General features: G+C 61.6%; 27 protein-coding genes and 1 tRNA gene. 11 read left to right on the forward strand and 17 right to left on the reverse strand.

The window, feature by feature from the left end; genetic code table 11:
- Positions 1-6: 6 nt before the first annotated feature.
- The 5 genes from CIT25_RS08725 to CIT25_RS08745 all read right to left on the reverse strand — a co-directional run bounded on the left by CIT25_RS08725 (position 7) and on the right by CIT25_RS08745 (position 4,659).
- Complete coding sequence (locus tag CIT25_RS08725; protein ID WP_095484151.1) at positions 7-849, reverse strand: carbohydrate ABC transporter permease; 843 nt, start codon at positions 847-849, stop codon at positions 7-9.
- Positions 846-1,748, reverse strand: a complete 903-nt coding sequence (locus tag CIT25_RS08730; RefSeq protein WP_095484249.1) for a carbohydrate ABC transporter permease — start codon at positions 1,746-1,748, stop codon at positions 846-848. The genes CIT25_RS08725 and CIT25_RS08730 overlap by 4 nt, the downstream gene beginning before the upstream one ends.
- Positions 1,749-1,789: 41 nt before the next feature.
- The gene (locus tag CIT25_RS08735; protein WP_095484250.1) at positions 1,790-3,034 is read right to left on the reverse strand and encodes an ABC transporter substrate-binding protein; all 1,245 of its coding nucleotides are present in this window, start codon (positions 3,032-3,034) and stop codon (positions 1,790-1,792) included.
- Between the two features lie 78 nt (positions 3,035-3,112).
- Positions 3,113-3,904 carry an SDR family NAD(P)-dependent oxidoreductase gene (locus CIT25_RS08740; RefSeq protein WP_095484152.1) on the reverse strand — a complete coding sequence of 264 codons (792 nt, stop codon included), beginning with the start codon at positions 3,902-3,904 and terminating at the stop codon, positions 3,113-3,115.
- The gene (locus CIT25_RS08745) at positions 3,901-4,659 is read right to left on the reverse strand and encodes a FadR/GntR family transcriptional regulator (RefSeq protein ID WP_095484153.1); all 759 of its coding nucleotides are present in this window, start codon (positions 4,657-4,659) and stop codon (positions 3,901-3,903) included. Before CIT25_RS08745 ends, CIT25_RS08740 begins: the two co-directional genes overlap by 4 nt.
- 142 nt (positions 4,660-4,801) lie before the next feature.
- Here CIT25_RS08745 and CIT25_RS08750 point away from each other — a divergent pair, with 142 nt between their 5' ends.
- The 4 genes from CIT25_RS08750 to CIT25_RS08765 all read left to right on the forward strand — a co-directional run bounded on the left by CIT25_RS08750 (position 4,802) and on the right by CIT25_RS08765 (position 8,035).
- A complete protein-coding gene (locus tag CIT25_RS08750) occupies positions 4,802-5,926 on the forward strand; it encodes a mandelate racemase/muconate lactonizing enzyme family protein (protein ID WP_425351739.1) in 1,125 nt (374 codons plus the stop codon).
- Between the two features lie 58 nt (positions 5,927-5,984).
- Complete coding sequence (locus CIT25_RS08755; protein WP_095484252.1) at positions 5,985-6,851, forward strand: DUF6772 family protein; 867 nt, start codon at positions 5,985-5,987, stop codon at positions 6,849-6,851.
- Complete coding sequence (locus CIT25_RS08760; RefSeq protein ID WP_095484154.1) at positions 6,851-7,186, forward strand: hypothetical protein; 336 nt, start codon at positions 6,851-6,853, stop codon at positions 7,184-7,186. The genes CIT25_RS08755 and CIT25_RS08760 overlap by 1 nt, the downstream gene beginning before the upstream one ends.
- Positions 7,187-7,327: 141 nt before the next feature.
- Positions 7,328-8,035 (forward strand): SDR family NAD(P)-dependent oxidoreductase, encoded by a 708-nt coding sequence (locus CIT25_RS08765; protein ID WP_245329803.1) that lies wholly within the window; start codon positions 7,328-7,330, stop codon positions 8,033-8,035.
- 333 nt (positions 8,036-8,368) lie between these two features.
- Here CIT25_RS08765 and CIT25_RS08770 read toward each other — a convergent pair.
- Positions 8,369-8,445, reverse strand: a tRNA-Met gene (locus CIT25_RS08770).
- A gap of 342 nt (positions 8,446-8,787) precedes the next feature.
- On the opposite strand from CIT25_RS08770, the gene CIT25_RS08780 reads away from it, so the two are divergent.
- On the forward strand, positions 8,788-9,795 hold the full coding sequence (locus tag CIT25_RS08780; RefSeq protein ID WP_095484157.1) for a Gfo/Idh/MocA family protein: 1,008 nt from the start codon (positions 8,788-8,790) through the stop codon (positions 9,793-9,795).
- Between the two features lie 15 nt (positions 9,796-9,810).
- On the opposite strand, the gene mnmA is transcribed toward CIT25_RS08780, so the two are convergent.
- Positions 9,811-11,001: a tRNA 2-thiouridine(34) synthase MnmA gene (mnmA, locus tag CIT25_RS08785; protein WP_095484253.1), complete on the reverse strand. Its 1,191-nt coding sequence runs from the start codon at positions 10,999-11,001 to the stop codon at positions 9,811-9,813.
- A 36-nt stretch (positions 11,002-11,037) separates the two neighbouring features.
- Here mnmA and CIT25_RS36170 point away from each other — a divergent pair, with 36 nt between their 5' ends.
- Positions 11,038-11,187, forward strand: a complete 150-nt coding sequence (locus CIT25_RS36170; protein ID WP_158302530.1) for a hypothetical protein — start codon at positions 11,038-11,040, stop codon at positions 11,185-11,187.
- A gap of 85 nt (positions 11,188-11,272) precedes the next feature.
- On the forward strand, positions 11,273-11,548 hold the full coding sequence (sciP, locus tag CIT25_RS08790) for a CtrA inhibitor SciP (RefSeq protein WP_006203587.1): 276 nt from the start codon (positions 11,273-11,275) through the stop codon (positions 11,546-11,548).
- Positions 11,549-11,619: 71 nt separating this feature from the next.
- On the opposite strand, the gene CIT25_RS08795 is transcribed toward sciP, so the two are convergent.
- Positions 11,620-12,546: an NADP-dependent oxidoreductase gene (locus CIT25_RS08795; protein ID WP_095484158.1), complete on the reverse strand. Its 927-nt coding sequence runs from the start codon at positions 12,544-12,546 to the stop codon at positions 11,620-11,622.
- A gap of 167 nt (positions 12,547-12,713) precedes the next feature.
- On the opposite strand from CIT25_RS08795, the gene CIT25_RS08800 reads away from it, so the two are divergent.
- Positions 12,714-13,037, forward strand: coding sequence for a winged helix-turn-helix transcriptional regulator (locus CIT25_RS08800; RefSeq protein WP_245329796.1), 324 nt, complete (start codon positions 12,714-12,716; stop codon positions 13,035-13,037).
- Positions 13,038-13,125: 88 nt separating this feature from the next.
- On the opposite strand, the gene CIT25_RS08805 is transcribed toward CIT25_RS08800, so the two are convergent.
- A complete protein-coding gene (locus CIT25_RS08805; protein ID WP_029349790.1) occupies positions 13,126-13,503 on the reverse strand; it encodes a flagellar export protein FliJ in 378 nt (125 codons plus the stop codon).
- Between the two features lie 451 nt (positions 13,504-13,954).
- Here CIT25_RS08805 and ctrA point away from each other — a divergent pair, with 451 nt between their 5' ends.
- Positions 13,955-14,650: a response regulator transcription factor CtrA gene (gene ctrA, locus CIT25_RS08810; protein WP_006203583.1), complete on the forward strand. Its 696-nt coding sequence runs from the start codon at positions 13,955-13,957 to the stop codon at positions 14,648-14,650.
- A gap of 120 nt (positions 14,651-14,770) precedes the next feature.
- Here the strand turns inward: ctrA and CIT25_RS08815 are convergent, their stop codons facing one another.
- Both CIT25_RS08815 and chpT read right to left on the reverse strand, forming a co-directional pair.
- Positions 14,771-15,139, reverse strand: coding sequence for a response regulator (locus CIT25_RS08815; RefSeq protein WP_095484254.1), 369 nt, complete (start codon positions 15,137-15,139; stop codon positions 14,771-14,773).
- 246 nt (positions 15,140-15,385) lie between these two features.
- Positions 15,386-16,015: a histidine phosphotransferase ChpT gene (gene chpT, locus CIT25_RS08820; protein WP_095484160.1), complete on the reverse strand. Its 630-nt coding sequence runs from the start codon at positions 16,013-16,015 to the stop codon at positions 15,386-15,388.
- A gap of 356 nt (positions 16,016-16,371) precedes the next feature.
- Between chpT and CIT25_RS08825 the strand changes: the two genes are divergently transcribed.
- Entirely contained in the window at positions 16,372-16,953 is a 582-nt protein-coding gene (locus CIT25_RS08825) for a DUF1134 domain-containing protein (RefSeq protein ID WP_095484161.1), read from the forward strand.
- A 148-nt stretch (positions 16,954-17,101) separates the two neighbouring features.
- Positions 17,102-18,271 (forward strand): coiled-coil domain-containing protein, encoded by a 1,170-nt coding sequence (locus tag CIT25_RS08830; RefSeq protein WP_095484162.1) that lies wholly within the window; start codon positions 17,102-17,104, stop codon positions 18,269-18,271.
- A 29-nt stretch (positions 18,272-18,300) separates the two neighbouring features.
- Here the strand turns inward: CIT25_RS08830 and CIT25_RS08835 are convergent, their stop codons facing one another.
- The 6 genes from CIT25_RS08835 to CIT25_RS08860 form a co-directional block, all read right to left on the reverse strand.
- The gene (locus CIT25_RS08835; RefSeq protein WP_095484163.1) at positions 18,301-19,104 is read right to left on the reverse strand and encodes a TrmH family RNA methyltransferase; all 804 of its coding nucleotides are present in this window, start codon (positions 19,102-19,104) and stop codon (positions 18,301-18,303) included.
- A 56-nt stretch (positions 19,105-19,160) separates the two neighbouring features.
- Positions 19,161-19,499: an ArsR/SmtB family transcription factor gene (locus CIT25_RS08840; RefSeq protein ID WP_065011891.1), complete on the reverse strand. Its 339-nt coding sequence runs from the start codon at positions 19,497-19,499 to the stop codon at positions 19,161-19,163.
- Positions 19,500-19,654: 155 nt separating this feature from the next.
- Positions 19,655-20,434, reverse strand: coding sequence for a HugZ family pyridoxamine 5'-phosphate oxidase (locus CIT25_RS08845; protein ID WP_095484164.1), 780 nt, complete (start codon positions 20,432-20,434; stop codon positions 19,655-19,657).
- Positions 20,435-20,473: 39 nt separating this feature from the next.
- Positions 20,474-21,646, reverse strand: coding sequence for a CaiB/BaiF CoA transferase family protein (locus CIT25_RS08850; RefSeq protein WP_095484165.1), 1,173 nt, complete (start codon positions 21,644-21,646; stop codon positions 20,474-20,476).
- A 20-nt stretch (positions 21,647-21,666) separates the two neighbouring features.
- Complete coding sequence (locus CIT25_RS08855) at positions 21,667-22,428, reverse strand: 3-hydroxyacyl-CoA dehydrogenase (protein ID WP_095484255.1); 762 nt, start codon at positions 22,426-22,428, stop codon at positions 21,667-21,669.
- A gap of 69 nt (positions 22,429-22,497) precedes the next feature.
- On the reverse strand, positions 22,498-23,034 hold the full coding sequence (locus CIT25_RS08860; RefSeq protein WP_095484166.1) for a GNAT family N-acetyltransferase: 537 nt from the start codon (positions 23,032-23,034) through the stop codon (positions 22,498-22,500).
- Positions 23,035-23,181 lie beyond the last annotated feature (147 nt).

Genomic DNA, 23,181 nt, shown 5'->3' on the forward strand with positions numbered 1-23,181 from the left:
CTTCCCTTATCCCTTGACGCCGGAGAGGGCGAAGCTCTCGACGATCTGGCGCTGGGCGATCAGATAGATGATGAGGATGGGAACCACGGCCAGGCTTGTCGCCGCCAATTGCAGGTTCCACAAAGGCAGGCCGTAGCTGTCGTTGAAGTTGGACAGCGCCAGCGGCAGCGTGAATTTCTCAATCGAGCTGAGGAAGATCAATGGCTCGAGGAACAGGTTCCACGAATGCAGAAACGTGATCACCGCAACCGCGGCAAGTGCCGGCCGCGACATGGGTAGGGCGATTGCCCACCAGATGCCGAACCTCGACAACCCATCCATCTTGCCGGCCTCTTCGAGTTCTCGGGGCAACGCCAGGAAGAACTGGCGCATCAAGAACGTCGCCATCACGCCCTGCGGGCCGAAGACAGGCAGAAGGATGAGCGGCCAATGTGTGTCGATCAGTCCCATCGCTCGGATCAGGAAGAAGTTCGGGATGATGGTGACCTCTTCAGGCACCATCAGTGCTATCACCAGAAACAGCATCAAAAGGCCAGCGCCGGCAAAGCGGATGCGCGCCAGCGCATACCCGGTGAGCGATGCAATGAACAAGGTCAGTACCGTTACCGTCACGGCGATGTAAAGCGAATTGAAATACTGCCGCGCGAAGGGCTGGTAGGTGAACACTTCGGCGAAGTTCTCGATACGCCAGACTCGGGGGATCAAGGTCGGCGCGCCGAAGATTTCGGTGGTGCTCTTGAAGCCGCCGGAGATCATCCACAGGAAGGGAAACACGAAAGGCACCGCCAGCAGCAGCAGGGCTATGGTCCAGCAGATGCGATAGAGGATCTCGGTCTGACGTGGGGTCACTCCATCTCCCTCCGCCGCAACATCACCTGCACAAGGGTGAGCGCCATTACGATGGCGAACATGATCAGAGCCAGCGCCGCTGCATAGCCGACGTTGAAGAACTTGAAGCCCTGTTGGTAGATGTAGAACGCCAGCACCAGGGTCCCGTTTTCAGGGCCGCCGCCAGTCATCTGGTAAATATGGTCGAACACCTTGAACGAACCGATCGTCGTCAGAACCATGATGACGAGCGTCGTTGGCGCAAGCAGCGGCCAGGTGATCATGCGGAAGATCTGCAGGCGCGAAGCGCCCTCCAATTTCGCCGCTTCCTCGTAGTCGCGCGGTATCGACTGAAGCGCGGCGATGTAGAGGATCATGTTGAGCCCGACCATCTTGATGACGCGGGTGACGATGACTGCCGCCATCGCCCAGTTGGGCTCGCGCAGCCAATTCGGACCATCGATGCCGACCCAGGCGAGCATCTGGTTCACTGCGCCACCTTCACCCTGCAGCATGAATTTCCAGACGATCGCCCAGGCAATCGCGGAAGTGATCACAGGTGCGAAGAAAATCGTCCGAAAGAACACGACGCCGAAGAACGGCCGCGAAAGCGCCAGTGCAAGCGATAGGGCCAGCGCCATGTTCAGGGGAACAAGCCCCAGCGCAAAGATCACGGAATTTCGGACGACATGCCAGAAGTCGGGGTTCTCCAGCAGGGCATTCTGGAAATTGTGAAGCCCAACGAATGTCGCCTGCTGGCTGAGCAGGTTCCACTCGGTCGTCGAATAGTAGAAGATGGCGACCAGCGGCCCAAGGAAGAAAATCAGGAACCCGATGAAAGTGGGGCTGACGAACAGCCACGCTTCCAGCATTTCCCTGGTTTTCAAGGTCAACCGCGGCGCGCTTACCGAGCGCGCCATATTGTCCCGCGATGCCGAGTCGGCCACCGAACAGAGCCCGGTCAGAGCAAAGGCTGAATGGCGGCGCAGACGCCTTTCACGGCTTCTTCGACATTGGCGTCGGCCCGCCACAGCGCGTCGACCCGCGGCGACATAGCAGCGAATATTTGCGGCACCCGCTCATGCGACGGATGAACGCGGCCGTTAACGATTGCGGCGGCGACACTTTTCATCTGCTCGGGCGGGATCAGTTTGTTGGAATTGACGAAGGCGTCGCTCTCCAGAACGCTTTTGCGGGCCGGCGGGAAGAACTGGGCCATGATCGCCACGTTGTCCTTGCTGGTCATTTCGGCAACCAGTTGAGCGGCGAGGTCCTTGTTCTTGCCCGATTCAAAGACCGTTAGGGCGGCCTGGCCGATGACCGGAGCCTCACCGGCCGGTCCCGAGGGCAGGGGCGCGATGCCCCATTTGAAGCCCGCCTCCGGCATCTTCGACGCTCGCGAGATCTGGTTTATGGTCATCGCGGAATTGCCTGAGAAGTAATCGCCCTGTTCTCCAGGCGGCACAATCGACTTGTCCTTGAACACCATGTCATGAAGTTGCTTGACCGCAGCCACCGCTTCCGGTTTGTCCAGGCCGCACTGGCCGTTCGCCCACAGCTCTCCGCCATAGGCGCGCACGGGCGGCAGCAGGGCGTGCGTCATCCGCGATGCGTAGCCTTCGCCGTCCTTGAACTCAAAGCCCCATTTTCCGGGATTGGCCTCGGTGATCTTCTTGGCGACCTCCTGAAATTTCTGCATGTTCCACTCGCCCTTTGCAGCGAGCTGATTGGGATCTTCGAGACCCGCTTTGTCGAACATGTCCTTGTTGTAGTAGATCAGGAACGGCGAGGTCGAGAACGGCACGCCGTAGACCGTGCCGTCCTTCTGCCAAAGCGCCATCGCCGGCTGGGAGAAATCGTCGAAATTGTATCCCTCGGTCGCCTTGAGCGTCGGGCCGATGTCCATCAGCAGCCCAGCGTTCTCGAATGCCGGTGCCGCATCTTCCATCATCCAGGCGACGTCCGGGGCGTTGCCGCCGGCGACCTGGAAGGTAAGCTTCTGGGTATAGTCCGCGACCGGAACCGTCTCGAACTTCACCGTGACGCCCGGATGCTTGGCGATGAAGCCCGCGGCGATGCCGTTTAACATCTTGAGATGGGCCTCGCTGCCGGTCCATACGGTTACCCGGAGTTCCTGAGCCAGCGCCAGGGTCGACATGGCGCACAGGGCCAGGGTCGAAACTGCGAGCTTCATTGCGGTCTTCATGGTCTCCTCCAAAACGCTGATGGTCCAATCAACAACTGCGAATGCGATCTGAGTGGCCTGGCAAGCAGCGGCGTCTTGTCATGCCGTCACTCCGGGCGAGACGCCGGGTGCGTCGCCAATCGTCCAGCCGCCATCGACGGGGATGTCGGCTCCAGTGATGTAGCGGGCAGCATCGCTGCACAAGAAAACGAAAGCTCCGACGAGGTCGTCGGCCTGGCCGTGGCGGCCGGCGGGAATTTTTGCCGCAACCGCCTTGCGGAAAGCGGCGTCCCGGTAGCGCTCGGCCATAGCCTCGGTCTCGATGGCGCCAGGCGATACCACATTCATTGTGACGCCATGCTGCGCTACATCCCGTGCGATGGCGCGCACTGCCGTCAGTTGCGCCGCCTTCAGTGACGCGTAGACGACTGTTTCGGCGCGTGGGCGCGTGGCCATGACGCTGCCGGTAGCAACCACGCGTCCCCATCCGCGCTTCGCCATGGCTGGAACAAGCCGCGCAGCCAAGGTGAGCAGCGCTGTGAAGTTTGCCGCGACATGCGCCTGTATATGTGCCTCGTCGACCTCGCCCCATGCACGGCGTCGTTCGATAGCACCATTCGAGATCAAGATGTTGATGGGGTCGGCACTGGAGGCGACTTCGTCCGCAAAAGCCGACATCGCTTTGCCGTCTGTAAAATCGACCTCAAAGATGGCGGTGCCATCGCCGATGGCGGCCGCCGTGTCGCGCGCGCCAGCGGCGTCGCCGAAATGATGCAGCCCGACTGACGCTCCATGCTGGGCGAGGGCAATCGCAACCGCCCGACCGATACCGGAACTGGCGCCGGTTACCGGCGCCCGCCGGCCAGCGAGGGAGAAACGGTCGTGACTCAAGCCGACTGCCCTCCGAGTTTGCCGGCCACCTCGAGCGAGGCAATGTCGGCAGCGTCAAAGTGCTCGTGAATGCGCCGGTCGGCGAGGTTGGTGTCGCCCGCTGCGATCGCATCGTAGATTGCCTGGTGCCGTTCGACGGTGGCCAGCCAATCCGCGTTTGTGCGATTGGAGCGCCGCGAGAACAGCTCCGAAACCTCCCGCTGGACCGACCGCATACCTTCCATCTGGATGCGGATCATGGCGTTGCCCGTGGCCATGGCAAGGCCGAGGTGGAACTGTATGTCGGCTTCGGTGAAATCGCCGGGCTTACCAATGCCGGCGTGCATGTCGAGCACGGCCTGGCGCATTACTTCCAATCCTCTCGGATCGCGGCGCTCGGCGGCGAGCCGGGCGATGCCCACCTCGATGACGCGGCGCATTTCGTTGGCTTCCTGAAGCCGCGTCAGGCTGGAGCGGACCGCATAGGCGTAGATACGGTCCATCGGTTCGCCGCTGAGCGCCTTGGCGCGGGCGACCTTCCCCTGCTGCGTCGATACCAGACCTGCGCTGGTTAACTGGCGCAGCGCCTCACGCGCGATCGGCTTGGAGACGCCGAATTCCCTGGCGATCTCGCCCTCCGGCGGCAGCGCCTCGCCCGGGGCAATGCGTCCGTCGAACAGGGCCGCGGCGATGGCATCCGAGACGCCGTCCGCCAGGCGGGAAGGGCTCGCGAGTTTTGCGGCGAAAATCGACTTGCGTTCGGCGTCTGCGGGCATTCGGCATCCTCTCAACGGCTGCCTAGCACAATTGCAGCCAACATAGCAACTAAGTTTGCCAGTTGCTATGTTGCGACGTTGGCGCTATGAGAAATCGTCCGAAGGAGGAAGTCTGGAGTCGATGCGCGGGAGCGATCCAATCGTGGCGGAGTCGTTGAAGATTGCCGAGGTGATTGCTCATCCCCTCAGCCAGACGCTGCCCAAGCCTACGGTCACGTCCTGGGGCGTTTATGAAAAGGTTTCGCTGGTTCTTGTTGAGGTGCGTACGACCGAGGGTATCGTCGGCGTCGGCGAAACCCTGGCGCGGTTCTCACCCAAGGCCTATGTCGAATTGATCGAAGGCTCGCTGACGCCGCGCCTTCTCGGCCAGGACGCGCGCAACATCGGCGCTCTGTGGCAGTCAATGCGCCGCGCGCTGTCGGGCAGGGCGGGGGGCATGCTGATTGAGGCCATCGCCGGCGTGGACATTGCGCTTTGGGATATCCTTGGCAAGGCGGCCGGGCAGCCGGTCGCGAAGCTTCTTGGGGGCGTTGGACGCGATCGCATTGACGTTTACGCCGCCGCTGTCAATTGGGTCGACGACAAGGCCGCCGACGCTGAACTCGATCGCTATGTTGACGAGGGCTTTACGCGCATCAAGGTGAAGATAGCGCGGCCTGTGCGTGACGCCTGCAAACGTATCGAGCGCATCCGCAAGCGGGCCGGCGACGTGATCGGGCTCTGTGTCGACGCAAACTGGGCCTACAATCTGGATGAGGCTGTCGAGGTCGGCAGTGCGCTTTCGGCATACGGCTATTTCTGGTTCGAGGAGCCGCTGCAGCCGGAGAACGAGCAGGGTTACGAAGAACTGCGCCGGCGCTGTGACGTGCCGCTGGCTGCAGGCGAAAGCAATTTCACCCTCGACCAGGCGCAACGCCTGATCGCCAATCGGACGCTGTCCGTGCTGCAACCAGACGTAGCGCGCGCGGGCGGCATCACGGAGACACGTCGCATGGCGGATTACGCCGCCGCCCATGACATCCGCTATGCGCCGCACATCGGCATGTCGGGCATCGTCTGCGAGACCGCGAGCGTCCATCTGGCTGCAGCGATGCCGAACTTCGCCGTCATGGAATGCGAATGTGACGCCAGTCCGTTCAAGACGAGTTTGGCCGATCTCGCTCCCGGGTGCCGCCGGCAGAAGAGCGGAACGCTCGACGTCCCGGATCGGCCGGGACTCGGCATCGAAATCGACTGGGATGCCGTCAAGAAACTAAAAGCCGAATGAGGCCGACGACCAGATGAAAATCCAGGCTCCGAACCCACCCGATACCTTGACAGAGGCGATGCGGCTGGCGCTGCTGCGCGCCGATCCGGCGCTCAGCCGCTTCGACCCGCTGCCGCGGATTCTGTCGTTCGACGATTTCTCGCGTGGCCACTGCGGTTGGTCGCAGCTTGTCGGCAACTACGAGGACGATCTTGACACCATGCTGCCCGGTTACGCGCAGCATACAAGCGCAATGCTGTCGACGCTCGGACACTGGGATGCCGGCTCGCACGGGGGAATGGGCTCTTCCTACGCCTTGAAGGTCGCAACACGTCCGGTGCCTGGCGCACGCAACGTCGCCATCAAACGCCACACGTTCAGGAAACGCGGGCCGATCCGTTTCGAAATGTATTTTACCTTCAAGCCTGAGGCCAGCGAGCTGAAACTGTCCGAGACCGATGTGCGCTCCGTCGGCTTCCTGTTCGACCTGCAGGGTGGAGACAAAGACAGCCATGACGACCGCGTCATGCCGCATCTGCGCTTCCTGAATGCGCTCGACGGCCAACATCTGCAAAAATGGCAATACAAGCGTGAGACCGAGAGAATCATCCCGATCGGCACCGACAACAAGACGATCAGCCACTACCATCTGGCGTCGGAGAACTGGCTCGATCTTCCCGGTGGATCGCAGCGCCTCTGCTACAACGAGGTCCCCACCAAGGTGAACTGGACCTATCTGTGCTTCGACTTCGACCTGGAATCGATGACGGCGCTCGGGCTGCGCTGCAACGATCGCAGCTTCGATCTCTCGGGGTTCGATTCGATCCGCATTCCGGCGATGAAGAACCTTTGGTGCATGCTCAACTTCGCCCTGTTCGCGGAAACCGACGTTGCCAAACGCGCCTTCCTCTACGTCGACTCCATTTGCATTTCAGGAGACTTCTGATGCTGCCCGAGAACTTCACCGCGGTCGTCTCGCGCAATGAATGCTGGCGTGGTGAAGCCGCCAGCGAGCCCTATGAGGCAGGGTGGGCGCGCGAGGCGATTTTCTTCGTGCGCGCGCTTAAAGAACCTGTCGGACCCACTACGACGGCGTGGATTGAGGTTTCGCCGGACGGAATGCGTTGGCTGCGCGAAGGCACCGAATTTCCAATGCCGGACAAACGCGACGGCGTGGCAATGGCGCGGCTCGCCCATTTCGGCAACTGGCTGCGTGTCGCGGCGCATTTCGATGATGGTGCGGAATGTACAGTGCTGGTGACGCTGCATCTGAAGGCCTGAATCCAGCGCCTCGCCAGAGGCTCTGCCTGTGGCCGGCTAATCCCGCTTGTTCTCGGAGAAACCATGACTGACGCATACGCCACATTCGCCCAAGACAGCTTTGCCGGCAGAACCGTGCTGGTGACCGGCGCCGCGAGCGGCATGGGTTTCGAGACCGCCCGTGCATTCCTTTCCAAGGGGGCCGAGGTCGTGCTCTGCGACCGCGATGCGGAGGGCCTCAGCAAGCGTCACGACGAACTGAAAGGAATAGGCGCATCGTCGCATGAGGTGGTGGCCGACATGGGCGATCCCAACAGCATTAGGCGTATGTTCGACTATTGCGACGCCAATCTGGCGCGGCTCGACAATGTCGTCACCTGCGCCGCGATCATTACCGCCAAGAGAATCCCGGAACAGGATTGGGCGCACTGGCAGCGTGTGCTCGGCGTCAATCTGCTGGGCACCTTCTTCACCGTTCAGGGGGCCGTGCAGCGCATGCAAGGCAGTCCCAACGGTGGAAACATTGTCTGCGTGGCTTCTGACGCTGGCGTGCACGGTGGCGGTGGCCTCATCGCCGACACGGCCTATGCAGCTTCAAAGGCCGGCACGCTGTCGCTGGTGAAGTCCGTTGCGCGCGAGCTGGCGGGAAAGAAAGTGCGCATCAACGCCCTCAATCCAGGGCCGACCGATTCGCCGATGCACTCGCATGTCGATCAGGCCCTCAAGGATCGCATCGCAGCCAACCTGCCGATTCGCCGCATGGGCCAGCCCGATGACATGGCTGCCGCGATCCTGTTCCTCTGTTCCGATGCCGCAAGTTTTATCTACGGCGCGGCGCTCGACGTGGATGGTGGCTCGATGTTCCGCTGAGCAGCGTGCAACGGCCAAGGCCTTCAGACGCCCTACGCGGCTCTCAGTCGCTTTGGCCAGAAGTCCGCCCAACGAGACGCAAGCTGCCGCCAAGATCGATACGGACCTTGAGGTCAGGCATCCCGGAGCGTTCCGGCCGGTCGCTTAAGTTGGGCGTGTTCACGCGGCAAGAGCAGTTCTCCGGCTCCGCCACCACTCGATGCGTGTTGCGACGGCTGCCCTTAAGGCTACTTCCGAGTCGAGTGCTCCTTTGATCTCATTATGAAATTCCGTCCGATGGCGCTACCATCGAGGGGGAGATTTATTATAGATTTCAGTGGGTTAACCAGATTTTGGTAGCGGGAGAGGGACTTGAACCCCCGACCCCAGGATTATGATTCCCGTGCTCTAACCAACTGAGCTACCCCGCCAGGGCGGCGAAAGGCCCGAAATCCGCCTTAAATCAGAAGGCATGTCGAAGCGTTCGCCAAGGTCGGGCGGATATAAGGTTGGGAGGCCAAGCCTGTCAAGCATCGATGCAGCCGGCATATTGGCATATTCTATCGCTTCGGGCCGGATATCGGAATCGATTTCGGAAAGCACGGTGCGAAGGGTCAAAGTCATGAGGTGAGAACTTTGTGCGTCCAAGCGGACGTGCGTCGCTCCAATGGGCGAAAAGCTCTACCGGGCAGGAATTTGAGCTGAAATGCCGGGGTTGAGTTCGGCGGAGTGCGCCGCTATGTCTCGGCCACGAAATTCTAGAGTTGGAATTGATGAAACCGCGCATTGCAGTCCTCGGTTGCGGATACTGGGGCAGCAACCACATCCGCACCCTCAAGGCGCTCGGCGCGCTTCACGCGGTCTCGGACGTCAACCCAGCCCGCGCTGAAGGCTTCGCCAGTGAACAGGATTGCCTGGCGATCGAGCCGGAGGCGCTGTTTGCTCGAAAAGACATCGACGCCATCGTCATGGCGCTGCCGCCGCAGTTCCACGCCGATATGGCGGTGCGCGCCGTCCAGGGCGGCAAGGACGTGCTGGTGGAAAAGCCAATCGCGCTGACGGTGACGGATGCCGAGCGTTCGGTACAGGCGGCGGCCGACAATGGCCGCGTCTTCATGGTCGGCCATGTGCTGCGCTTTCATCCAGCCTTCGAGACGTTGAAGGCGCTGATCGACAATGGCGAGCTCGGCGAGGTCCGCTATATACATTCGCACCGGCTCGGGCTCGGCAAGTTCCACACCGAGAACGACGCGCTGTGGGATCTGGCGCCGCACGATCTGTCGATGATCCTGGCCATCACGGGCACGGAGCCGATCGAGGTGCGCGGCGAAGGGGCAGCGCTCCTCGACAATCTCAGTGATTTCGCGCATCTGCATATGCGCTTTCCCAACGGCCTGCGCAGCCATCTCTTCGCGTCGCGGCTCAACCCTTACCGCGAGCGGCGGCTGACCGTGGTCGGCACCAAGGCGATGGCGGTGTTCGACGATGTCGAGCCGTGGGAGCGCAAGCTCGCCGTCTATCGCCACGCGGTGTGGCAAGACAGCGGCCAATGGGCTTTCACCACCAACGAGCCGTCCTACGTGGCGGTGGGCGAGGGCATGCCGCTGACGCGAGAGCTCGAGCATTTCATCCAGTGCATCGAGACGCGGGCAGAACCGCGCACCGGCGGCGAGGAAGCCATCAGGGTGCTGCGCATCCTGACTGCTGGCACGATTACCCACACCGGATCGTCTTCCCGAGAGAAAAGCGCCGCTGTATTAGAGCCTGATCCATCCCGATAGAATCGGGATCACCGTCTATTCGGCGGGAACCTGCGCCGGCCGGGCCGCCAGCCGCGTCAGCATCGCCTCAGCCTCGGCGCCTCGCTCGGAACGCTCGATGAAGCCGCCGCCGAACACGCGAGCCTCGTTGCCGTCGTCGGAATAGAGCACGCAGGCCTGGCCGGGCGCGATGCCGGACTCACCGTCGACCAGCTCCACCGTAGTGACGCCGGCGCTGTGATGCAGCACCGCCGGGCGCGGCGGGCGTGTCGAGCGGACCTTGGCGAAAAGCTCCAGCCCGGCCGCCGGGATGTCGGACAGCGCAGCGTCGCCCAGCCAGTTCATGTCGCGCAAATAGATCTTGTGCGTCTCCAGCGCCTCGCGCGGGCCAACGACGACGCGGGCCCGGTCGGCGTCGAGATGGACGACGTAGAGCGGCTCGCCCGAGGCGATGCCGATGCCGCGGCGCTGACCGATCGTATAGCGCAAAATGCCTTCATGGCGGCCGAGCACGCGGCCGTCGATATGGACGATATCGCCCGGATTGGCAGCAGTCGGCTTCAGCTTGGCGATGATGTCTGAATATTTGCCCTGCGGCACGAAGCAGATGTCCTGGCTGTCCTGCTTGGCGGCGACCGTCAGTCCCATTTCCTCGGCGATAGCGCGAACCTGCGGCTTCGACAGGCCGCCGAGCGGAAAGCGCAGATAATCGATCTGCGCCTGTGTGGTGGCGAACAGGAAATAGCTCTGGTCGCGGTCCGCGTCGACCGGCCGGTACAGTGCGCGATGGGCGCCATTGGCGCCGGAGCGAATGTAATGGCCGGTGGCCAGCGCGTCGGCGCCAAGCTCCTTGGCGGTCGTCAGAAGGTCGGCGAACTTCACCGTCTGGTTGCAGGAAACGCAAGGGATCGGCGTTTCGCCGGCCACATAGCTCTCGGCGAAGGGGTCGATCACCGCCTTGCGGAAGCGCTCCTCGTAATTGAGCACATAATGCGGAATGCCGAGCGTCTCGGAGACGCGACGGGCATCGTCGATGTCCTGGCCGGCGCAGCACGAGCCGGCCCGGTGCGTTGCCGCGCCATGGTCGTAGAGCTGTAGCGTTACGCCGACGACATCATAGCCTTCGCGCTTCAAAAGGCCGGCAACGACCGACGAATCGACTCCGCCCGACATGGCGACAACGATGCGGGTATCTTCGGGACGTCGGGGAAGGTCGAGGCTGTTCATGGTTCTTTCGTTCTGCATGCGCCTGGACGACGGCGCTTGAATGCCAATGGCCGGAATATAGGTCAAGCTTTCCAGGTACGCCAGCTTCGCGAACTGGCCGATTTTTTTGAACGGATGCGGCGCTTGCCGGCAGATATCTCAAATGCCGACGAAAAGACTAACGCGGCGTTCATGATCCTTACCTAGCTATTAGGGTCTGCTTAGGCAATTTTTAAAGCTGTGGCGGTAATGTGGTGGGGATTGGGTCTTTGAGTTTTTAGTAGAGAGTACGATGACCGATCTTGTTAGACCGCGAGTCAAATATGTTATCGGGCCTGACGGCAGCCCTCTTACGATTGCCGATCTGCCGCCGACGAACACACGCCGCTGGGTTATCCGACGCAAGGCGGAAGTGGTGGCGGCTGTGCGCGGCGGGCTTTTGAGCCTCGAAGAGGCGTGCCAGCGCTACAAGCTGACCACCGAGGAATTCCTGTCCTGGCAGGCGTCGATCGACGAATATGGCCTTGCCGGGCTGCGCACGACGCGCATCCAGCAATATCGGCATTAAGGCTGGTTCGAGGACGTCAAAAGGCGCGATAATCCGCGCCCTTTTTGTTTGCCGGAACGGTTTTCTCTGCTTCAGGCCGTCAGCACCACCTTGCCGATCGGCCTGGTGGCGAGAAAGGCATGGGCAGCGCCTGCTTCTTCGAGCGGAAAGGCCCTTGCCACATGGGCGGCAAGCTTTTTCGCTTCGATAAGCTTGCCAAGTTCTACAAGGCCTGCGCGGTCGGGCACGACGGACATCCGCTCGACGCGGATATCTTGCGCCTTGGCTTCTGCCTTTGTGGTGTCGCTGACATCGAGCAATGACACCAGCACGCCGCCGGCCTTGAGAACCTTCAGCGAGCGCTGCGCATGATCGCCGCCAAACATCTCCAGGACGAGGTCGATGTCATGGGCCTTGTCGACGAAATCATCCTTTGTGTAATCGATCACTTCGTCGGCTCCCAGCGAGCGTGCGAAGTCGAGTTTTTCCGGGCTCGCGGTGGCGACGACATGAGCGCCGCGCGCCTTGGCGATCTGCACCGCCAAATGCCCGACGCCACCGGCCGCCGCGTGGATCAACACGCGCTGGCCTTGTTCGAGCCGGCCATGGCGAACCAGACCTTGCCAGGCCGTCAGGCCGGCCAGCGGCAGTGCCGCGGCATGGAGGTGATCGATGCCTTTCGGCTTCGGCGCAATCTCGTTCGCCGGGACGGCCGCCAATTCGGCATAGGCCGCCGCCTGCTTGGGAAAGCGCGGCATTCCGAATACGGCGTCGCCGACCTTGAGGCCGGTTACGCCAGAACCTAGCGCCTCGACGGTTCCCGAAACGTCCCAGCCGAGGATGAAGGGCGGCTCGCCGAGCAGCGGATAGCGGCCGGCGCGAACCGCGCCATCGACTGGATTGATGCCGGAGGCGCCGACGCGGATAAGCACCTCGCCGGCGTTGGGCGACGGTGCGGGACGGTCGGCAATGACGAGGACTTCGGGTCCGCCGACGGAATTCTGGATAACGGCACGCATTGGGAGGCTCTCCTGCTTGTTGGTGTGCCACTATCATTTGGATAGTAATATCCGCTTGTCTAGTATGTACCTTTTCGATATATAGGCACCTTATGGATAGCGAAGATAAATCCCCATTTGGCTACGACGCATTCCGGCGGACGTGCCCCTCGCACACCGTGCTTGAAATGCTCGCCAGCAAATGGGTCTATCTGGTGATCTGCGCGTTGCGCCGGGGCCGGCTGCGCAACGGCGAATTGGCGCGCAAGCTCGAAGGCATTTCTCCGAAAATGCTGACGCACACGCTGCGCGTGCTTGAGCGCGATGGCCTGGTGCGGCGCGAGATCTTTCCGGTTATCCCACCGCGGGTCGAATATGAATTGACCGAGCTCGGCCAGAACCTGGCGGGGCTGCTCAATCAGATCAGGTCCTGGTCAGAGCAGCATGCTCCCGACATCAAGGATGCCCGGGCGCGGGCGGTCGCGGAACATGAAGGGGATTTGGTGGCGTAAGCCTGCTGACGGCCCGGTATGAGCGGCGACGTTCCAGATGAGCAACGCCCGGATCGCTGGGCTTTGATTGGCCCTTAAAGCCTTGTTTTCAGCCGATCATGGCGCTGCGGCCGCCGGTCTCGGCGTCGCGGATCTTGGTGTCGCGCGATTCGAGCATTTCCGCTTTGGAAAGCTCCGCTTCGGCTTCGCCGAGCAGTGATTCGGCGACGCTTCGTTGCTGGGCGAGGTCGCTTTGCGAATTTCTGAGGTTGTCGCGGCGCAGGCGCGCTGCCTTGGCGAAGGTCGGATAGGCAAAATGGTTGATGTCGGTGATGCCGGCTTTCTTTTCTTCGGCAGTGATCTGAAGCTCCAGTTCGACAGCCATGCGCTCGAATTCAGCGATCATCATGTCGAGTTGCAGCAATTGCCGCCTCTTCTCGTTCACCTGAAACTGCTTCAGCCGAACGAGGTTTTCACGTGACTTCATGATTCGGTACTCCTGGAAACGCACACCTGCACATATCGCCCAATCCACCTGGCAAACCTCAGGCTTCACCCGTTTCCACCGACTTTACCGGAACTATGGGAAACAAATTCCTAAAGTTTTTTTCCGGCGGTAACCATTCGTTTACGGGCATTGTTAATCATACGGCTCAGGACTTAAGGCGGGGTAAAAATTCCGGCTCTCGATACGGAAACGCGGCCGACGAGTCCCTGGAGTCACTTAGTCTGGCTTTTTAATGTTCTGCATTAGCGGTTTGGTTCTGTGATTCATTATTAAATTCAACAAGGTGTAGAAAGGGGTTAAAAAATCTGGTACCGTCAACGGCACGGAATTAGGTTTTGTTAACCATTCGATGGCAGCCTCTGCTCAGGCAATCACTGCTCCGGTCCTGGACGGGTCGTGAAATGGTCCGGCAGCAGAAAAGGGGAATGAAATGCGTGTTCTGCTGATAGAAGATGACAGTGCGACCGCACAAAGCATCGAGCTGATGCTGAAATCGGAAAGTTTCAATGTCTATACGACCGATCTTGGCGAAGAAGGGGTCGATCTAGGCAAGCTCTACGACTACGACATCATCCTTCTCGACCTCAATCTCCCCGATATGTCGGGATATGAGGTCTTGAGAACACTTCGCCTTTCGAAAGTGAAGACGCCTATCCTTATCCTCTCCGGCATGGCCGGCATCGAGGACAAGGTACGCGGCCTCGGCTTCGGCGCAGACGACTACATGACCAAGCCGTTCCACAAGGACGAACTGGTCGCCCGCATCCACGCTATCGTGCGGCGCTCCAAGGGCCATGCCCAGTCGGTGATCACCACTGGCGACCTGGTGGTCAATCTCGATGCCAAGACCGTTGAGGTCGGTGGCCAGCGCGTGCATCTGACCGGCAAGGAATATCAGATGCTGGAGCTGCTCTCGCTGCGCAAGGGCACCACGCTTACCAAGGAAATGTTCCTCAACCACCTTTACGGCGGCATGGACGAACCGGAGCTGAAGATCATCGACGTCTTCATCTGCAAGCTGCGCAAGAAGCTCGACGCTGCTTCCGGCGGCCAGAATTACATCGAGACGGTTTGGGGTCGCGGCTATGTGCTGCGCGAGCCGGAAGATATCCGCGTCAGCGCCTGAGCCGACAACGCCGATCCGATCGATTTTTCCGACAAAAATCCGGCTTCGGCCGGATTTTGCGTTCATGTCGCAGATATTAGAGCGCCGATTTCCCGGATCATGCGCGAGGGGTTCGGCGAATCAGGCTGCAACGGTCAAGGTGCGGAAGCGCTCGAGAAGTTGCGGCCGATTGAACGGCTTCAGCAGATAGCCTTGAGCGCCGGCGCGCTTTGCCCGCATGATCGAAGCGACGTCGACCTCAACCAGCGAAATCAGGATCTGGGGCTGAACCGGGCTTTCCATGGCGCGCACGCGGCGGATGACGTCCACCGCCTGCATGTCCGGCAAGGCGCCGTCGATGACGATGATGTCCGGCATGTCGGCAGTGCACATCTCGACCGCATCAAATCCGCTGGCGGCTTCGATGACCAGCATGTCGGACCCACCCAGGATGCGCTTTGCAACCTTCCTGATGACGCTCGAATCGTCGATGAACATGCAGCGTTTCATTTCCGGGCCCTCTTTGCCATGCGGCAATCCGGCAGCGTCGCGGTACTGAAGGGCACTGTAGGTCAATCCGGTAAAGAAGCCGAAAAGCCATTAGGTAAAATTTTTGCAAGAACGGCTTATACAGAAACTACTTGGTCGATGCTTCATCCGATCTAGGTGGGAAGACTCATTTCGTTCGACTGTGGTGGAGTAGTAAATATTGTCTAGAAAAATACTTATCTGTCCTTTTCGGCCAGCTTGGCTGCCTCAGGCAACCGAAAGCACGATTTCTTCCGCGGTCGCGTGGATCGATATCGTCATATTGGCCTCGCGCGCCAGAAGCAGTGTGTAATAGGGCTGCACCGAATGCGCGTCGATCGGCTCCTCAGGCTTGTTGCCGGAATGAAGTTCCAGGAATTTGGGCGGCACGCGCAGCATCGGACCGCTCGCGGCAAGCGCAAAGCGTGGTTCGGTGTCGAGGTTTTCAAGCGTGACCGTAAGCTTGCCACCACGCGGGATGGCGGCGTTGGCGACGAGAATGAGATTAAGCAGCAGCTTGACCTTGTTCTTGGGCAGCAGTGCGCGGGTTCCGTTCCAGACCAGTTCCGGCTTCTCGTTCTTCAGGAAGGCGATCGCTACGGCCTCGGCGTCTCCCGTGTCGATCATCATGCCGGCAGAGCCGGCCGCGCCGAAGGCGATGCGGGCGAATTGCAGGCGGGCCGAAGCGTTTCTGGCGCTCTGGCGAATCAACTTCATGGCGTCTTCGTCGGCGCCGCCTTCATCGAGCAGCTCGAGCCCGTTGTTTATGGCGCCGACTGGCGAAATGATGTCGTGGCAGACCCGGCTGCACAAAAGCGCTGCGAGATCGGGTGCGGAAAGGGTGAAAAGCTCGGCCATCGGCGAAAGTCCCTGCAAAATTTCACTAAAAAATGGCCGGGCGATCGATGATCACGCCTGCCCACACGAATCACGCTCTCTCCCAAGGCCTACTGAATACACAGCGCCTGAGCGTGCAGCAACAAATCCGGAATTGTCGTTATCGAAAATGGTGTGTTCACGCAGGGTGCGGATACTGCGCGGGCGACGCGAAACCGGCTCGAACCAGCCTTCTAACCGCCATCTTCATGTGAAAGCTTAATGGTTGAAAAAGGATTACGGCATAGTTTGCCCATAACAGCCATCCTTAACGGCCGCCAAAGAGCCGCACGGATGCGAGGCGTCGGCGAAGGTGCTCCCTGACGGAGATTGGAAGCATGTATTCCCGATACTACGACCGGAGCCTTTTCCGTGTCATCTCAATGGCGATCGCTCTCGTGGGCCTTGTCGTCTTTTCAACCTCGGCTTCGCGGGCCCAGGAATATACCTCTCAGGAGATCGTCGATTCCGGTCATAAATTCTTCGGCGCGACGTCGGGCGGGCTCGCTACCGTCGTCGAGAAGATTTTCGCCTCCTACGGCCTGCCCAATGGCTATTTGCTTGGCGAAGAGGGCTCGGGCGCGCTGATCGGTGGCCTGACCTATGGCGAAGGCACGCTCTACACCAAGAATGCCGGTGATCACAAAGTGTTCTGGCAGGGCCCGTCGCTTGGCTGGGATTTTGGCGGCGAAGGCTCGCGGGTGATGATGCTGGTCTATAATCTCGATGATGTGAACAGCCTCTACAATCGTTTCGGCGGCGTTGCCGGCTCGGCCTATATCGTGGCTGGCGTCGGCTTCAACGTGATGAAAAACAACAATGTGCTGCTGGTGCCGATCCGTACCGGCGTCGGCGCCCGGCTTGGTGTCAATCTCGGCTACCTCAAGCTTACCCAGCGCGCCACCTGGAATCCGTTCTGAGCAAGCGGTTGCCTCGCGATCTCGATTGGTTCCAGGGTTGACGATCTGGACATTGCTGCGGCAGACCCTTGCCGCAGCACTGGAATTCCGTCATGCGAACGTGGCACAGTCCATAACGGTTGTTTGCCGTCCATAACGGATAGTCACCTTGGTTCAGTCGGTCCTGTTCTTTGTCCTCGGCTTTCTCTGCGCCGGCTTTCTGGCGCTGATGATTGCCCCGGCCATCTGGCGGCGGGCCGTGATGCTGACGCGCAAGCGCGTCGAGGGCTCGATGCCGCTGACGCTGGCCGAGATCCAGGCGGAGAAGGATCGCATCCGCGCCGAGTTCGCCATGTCGACGCGCCGGCTCGAGATGAGCGTCAAATCGCTGCGCGAGAAATCGGCCGAACAGCTTGTCGAGATCGGCCGCGGCCGCGAGGCACTGAAGGAGCTGGCGGTCGAGCGGAAGGACAAGAAACAGGCCCTTTCCGAACTCGAGGCCAAGGGCAAAGAATTTCGGCAGCGCGAAGACCAGTTGCAGCTTTTGTCGGATCGGCTCGCTCAAGCCGAGCATGCCCTGGAAAAGCGTGTGCTCGAGCTGAAAAAGCTGGAGCACATGTATGACGACGCCAGCTTTTCTTCCAGCAGCCGTCAGATCGAACTTGTGGCGCGCGAATCCGAACTGCAAAAGCTGGCCGACGACATTTCGGTGCTGCGCGGCCAACGCAAGGAGGCGGACAGGCGCCAACAGGAGATCGCGGCCGAGAGCAAGGCCGTGCGAGACGCGCTGAAAGCCGAGAAGAAAAGGACCGGCGAACTGGTCAAAAAGGTCGAGCGCCTGCTCGCCACGCTTGCCGATCGCGAGGACAAGCTTGATCGCCGCGAAAAGGAAATCGCGCGGCTTCGCGAAAAGTCGAAAGGCGAAAGCGTGGAAAACGCGTCGGCGGTGCGTCTCGTCGGAGTGCAAGGCAGTCAGGTCAATGCGGCCGTCAAGGGCGACCATGACATCGAAAAAGCCATCGCCAAGCTCGACAGCGACCGGGAGCGGTTGGAGGCGAGGCTGACGGAACTGGCCCGCGAGAACAAGAAACTGAAAACGGATATTGCCGCCTTCGAGGCGTCCGAATCGGAAGGCGGCAGCGATGCGCGCCGCGCCAGCGCTGCGTTGCGCGAGCAGATGAGCGACCTGGCGGCGCAGGTCGTCGCCCTGACGGCGAGGCTCGACGGGCCGGATTCGCCGATCGCAAAGGTTCTTGCGGCACCCAAGCAATCGGGAAGCGGTGAACGCAGCCTTGCCGATCGCGTGCGGGCGCTGCAGAAGGCCGAGTCGGCGCATTGAACCCAGGCAGTGATGCTGACCTCTGCGGCTCAGGTCCTGCCTGCCGAAAAATGATGCAAGGCGATGGCTGACGCGGCGGCGACATTCAGGCTGTCGAAGCCTTCTGCCATATCGATCCGCACCGTCCGCAGGCGGGCGAGCAGGCTCTCAGGCAGGCCTTCGCCTTCGGTGCCGAGATAGAGCGCCAGCCGTTCAGTCGTTTTCGCATTACGGATCTCGGTTCGCCCGCGTGGCGACAAAGCGAACTGGCCGAAGCCCAGCCGGTCGAGCGCTGCGGTGAAGCCGCCGGTCTCAGTGAAGGAGGCGAAGGGAACTTTCAGCGCGGCGCCGACCGAGACGCGGATCGCCTTGCGGTACAGCGGATCGCAGCAGGTCGTGTCCAGAAACACCGCATCGGCGCCGAAAGCAGCGGCATTGCGAAAGATCGAGCCCATATTGTCATGGTTGGCGATGCCGACCAGCACGACGATCAACGCACGGGCGGGCAGGGTGTCCAGCAAGGCCTCGGCAGGCTGCGCCGCACCCTTGCGGCCGATCGCCAATATGCCGCGATGCATGTGAAAGCCGGCAATCCTGTCCATGACCTCGCTGGTCACCACGTAGATCGGAAGGTCCGCGGGCGCCCGGCGCAGAGTTGCATCGAGGCCGGCCAGCCGGTTTTCGAGTATGAGCACCGATTCGGCCGTGAAGCGTTCGGCGGCGAACAGCATTTCGAGCACCACCTTGCCTTCGGCAATGAAGCGGCCTTGCCGGCCGGCAAGATCGCGCTCGCGGATATCGAGATAGGCGGAGACGCGCGGGTCTTGCGGGTCGTCGATATGAATGGGACGCATGCTTGCCTCGGCAGACGAAAAAGGTCAGCGAGGGAAGGAGAACTTGGGCCGGCCGGTCAAGTCCCGGAGCGACGCGGGCGGTACGCCATCTGCGACAGCTCACCCTCGCCGAAAATCCCGTCCAGCGTGTTGAGAAGTTCGCGCACGGCATCGGATTTACAGGAATAGTAGATCATCTGCCGGTCGCGCCGGGTCTCGACGAGATCGAGCGCCCGCAGTTTGGCCAGATGCTGTGACAAGGCCGATTGGCTGAGCAGAACCTTCTCGGCGATAGCGCCGACCGACATTTCACCATCGGCCAGATAGTTCATGATCAACAGTCGTTTCTCGTTGCCCATCAGCGTCAGAAACGCAGCCGCTGATTCGGCGTTGGCGATTAGCTTTTTCGAGACCATCGATCCCCCATACCTTCCTGCTCATCCGGCGCTATGGGGGCAATAGCGTCTGATTCCATAGGCTCACTCGCGAATGTGCGCTGGCGATTCAACGCTACCGGGAAAGGGTAGAACATTTCACTCAAACCTCAAGACTTGCTTTCGACCCGACGCGATTAACTGTCGGACTGTGTTTCGTCTGCCACTCGGCCGGTCTTTGCCATGTCGACCAGAACATGCCTGAGCTCACGCGCCGTCCTCAGTGGCTCGGGGAAGAAGACCCGGCAGACATCGTCGCCCAACGCCAGGTCCATGCCGTCAGCGTCGAAGCCGGTGATGATCCAGCCGTCGCCTGCGGCCTTGGCGAAATGGCGGGCGTAGACGGCAATTGCATCGCCATGGTCGGCATTCATGTGGTCGAGGGCGGATTGTTCGCCAGCGGCAAGCTCTTCGACGATCGGCGCGGTCATGACCAGATCGGTGCGCTCGAGCAAGTAGGCCTTGCCAAAGCCGCCGTTGAGACTGGCGCGCTTCGGCTCGAGGCGGAAGACCGAGAAGTCGCCAAGTCCGGCATAGAGCTTCGCCTTGGGGTTACGGTTGAGATAACGCCGTTCGGCGCGGGCGTGCTCGTCGGATCCGCGCTCAAGCCGTGCTGCCCGACAGACGAGCGTCAACCGCGGGTGCGCCAGCGGGTCGCCCTTGCCGGGCTCGCCGACAAGCAGGGAACAGCGCGGGTCTGCAAGGATCGCGCCGGTGTGGGCGGACAGCATCGATACGAGGATCAGCGGCGTGCCGTCGATATCGGTGGCGACACCAACCCTGCTGGCCAGCGGCGAACCGGTCCCAGGCTCGATCACCGCCAGCGCGCCGAAACGGGCCCTGCGGATCAGCGTTTTCGCCAGCCTGATCGCTTCGGCGTCGGTCTCGCGAATCACGTCCTTCTTTCGGTCGCCCAAAATGCTCACCGTCTTAAGCTGATTTTTGCTCTCCAGTTATCAACCTATCACACCGGATTTGACAAGGGCCTCAGTCTCGCTTGCCGAAAGGCCGAAGCGTGCCAGCACGGTCGCCGCCTGACGATCGTGAACGGCCGGCACGGCGGCAAGCGTCGGCCGGGAGCGCGAAAAGCGCGGCGCTGGGGCGGGGCGCTCAAGCGCACCCGACGTCACAAAGGCGTTGCGAGCGCGATTGTGCGGATGATCCCTGGCTTCCCTCAGCGACAGAACCGGCGCAAAGCAAGCATCGGTCGCAGCAAAGAGCCGGTCCCAGTCGTCCCGTGTCTTCTGCCGGACCCGATCGACAATCGCGGCACGCATCTCTGGCCACAAGGTCCTGTCGTATTGGCCGCGTACAAAACGCTCGTCGAGCGGTAGCAGTCTTGCGAATTCGGCGAAGAACCGGGGTTCAAGGCAGCCGACGGCGACATGCCGTGCGTCCGCCGTCTCATAGGTGTCGTAAAAGGGCGCCCCGGAATCGAGCAGGTTCGCGCCGCGTCTGTCACTCCACAGGCCCGCCGCCATCAAGGCGTGCATAGGTGTCGTCAGCATCGAAGCGCCCTCGGTCATCGCGGCGTCGATCACCTGGCCCTTGCCGGAGCGCGAACGCTCAAACAGCGCGGCCAGCGCGCCGGCAATCAGCATCATGGCGCCGCCGCCATAGTCGGCGACGAGGTTGAGCGGTGGGACTGGCCGGCTTCCTTCCTGGCCGATAGCGTGCAGCACACCCGAATAGGCGAGATAGGTGATGTCGTGACCGGCACGACCAGATAGCGGTCCGTTCTGGCCGAACCCCGTCATGCGGCCGTAGATCAGCGCCGGGTTGCGCGCCACTGCGGCATCGGGCCCGAGACCAAGCCGCTCCATGACATCAGGACGAAACCCTTCGATCAGCATGTCGGCCTTTTCGGCGAGGCGCAGCACCAGTTCGACACCCTCCTGGCGCTTCAGGTCAATCCGCAGCATAGAGCGGCCGTGACGGTCGATGTCATATTCGTCCGGTAGCGACAGAAACGGCTGGGTTGATCCAGCCCGCTCGATGCGCAGCACCTCGGCTCCCATCTCCGACAGCATCAGGCCGGCCAGCGGCACCGGTCCAATCCCGGCCATCTCGATCACCGTCAGACCGGCGAGCGGGCCGGTCTTCGCCAGCGGGGAGACCTCGGCACTCATGGTCGGGCACTCATGGTCGGCTACTTCGGCGCCATGCGGATGGCGCCGTCGAGGCGGATGGTCTCGCCGTTGAGCATCTGGTTTTCGATGATGTGCAGCACAAGGGCTGCATATTCGGAAGGCTCGCCGAGACGGGACGGGAAGGGCACCGCGGCGCCCAGCGAATCCTGCACCTCTTGCGGCATGCCGGCCATCATCGGCGTCTTGAAGATGCCGGGCGCAATGGTGCAGACGCGAATGCCCGACCGGGCGAGGTCGCGCGCCACCGGCAGCGTCATGGCGACGACGCCGCCCTTGGAGGCCGAATACGCCGCCTGGCCGATTTGACCGTCATAGGCGGCGACCGATGCCGTGTTGACGATGACGCCGCGCTCGCCGCCCTCCAGCGGCGCAAGCTTCGCGGCCCGGTCGGCGACGAGGCGGATCATGTTGAAGGTGCCGATCAGATTGACCTCGATCACCTTGCGGTACTGGTCGAGCGGATGCGGGCCGTCCTTGCCGATTGTCTTCACGCCGATGGCGATGCCGGCGCAATTAACCAGGATACGGGGCTCGCCGAGCGTTTTTGCCACTTCCGCCACGCAAGCAGCAGCGCCGTCGGCGCTGCTCACGTCGCATTGGACGGCGATGCCGCCGATATCAGCCGCAACCTTCGCCGCACGGTCGATGCCGAGGTCGAGGATGGCAACGCCGGCGCCCTTCGCGGCCAGCGCCCGCGCCGTCGCCTCGCCGAGGCCGGAGCCACCGCCGGTGACGATCGCAATCTGGCCGTTAGGGTTCATGCCGGCGTCCTCCATCCTGCCGGCCATATGCTACGAAGCCCGACAGAACGGCGCAACAGCATCCGGATGTCACGCCATCGCGGCGACGTGCGCGGCAACCCTTGCCTGATCGGCGTGGCAAACCTCCCCCACCAGCCTTGACACCGCGCCCGGCACGATCTCGTGCGACAAAAGCCGGTCGAGATCGACCGGGCGCGGCATGGAGATTTGCCCACGCGGGATTCTCTTGAAGCCGAGCGGGCCGTAATAGGGCTCGTCGCCAACAAGCATCACGGCAGGCATGCCGGCCTTGGCGGCGGCTTCCAGCGCGATTGCCACCAGCCGGCGGCCGATACCGAGATTCTTGAAGGCCGGCCGCACGGCAAGCGGTCCGAGCATCAGCGCGCGGCCGGCGCCTGCCGCGATACGCGTCATGCGCACCGAGGCGACAACGATATCGCCATCGACGGCCACGAAGGACAGGGCGCGTTCATGCGGGCCGCCCTCGCGGATCTTGTAGGCGCCCAGCACGAAACGGCCCGGCCCGAAGGCTTCGTCGTTGATGGCTTCGATTTCGAGGTCATGCGCCGGAGTTTCCGGCAGGTATTTCACGTCGGCAAGGCTCATGGTCTTTGCGTTCCGGTATACGGGGAAAGGTTTGCTGCAAACGGCAGCGTTCGCCAGTCAGCGCTTCATCAAGCGCGGGCGCCCTTTCGTCGTCGGTCGAACCGGATCAAAGCAAAGTCGAACATGCGGATTGTCCGCTAGCATCAA

The organism is Mesorhizobium mediterraneum (assembly GCF_002284565.1).
Lineage (GTDB): Bacteria > Pseudomonadota > Alphaproteobacteria > Rhizobiales > Rhizobiaceae > Mesorhizobium > Mesorhizobium mediterraneum.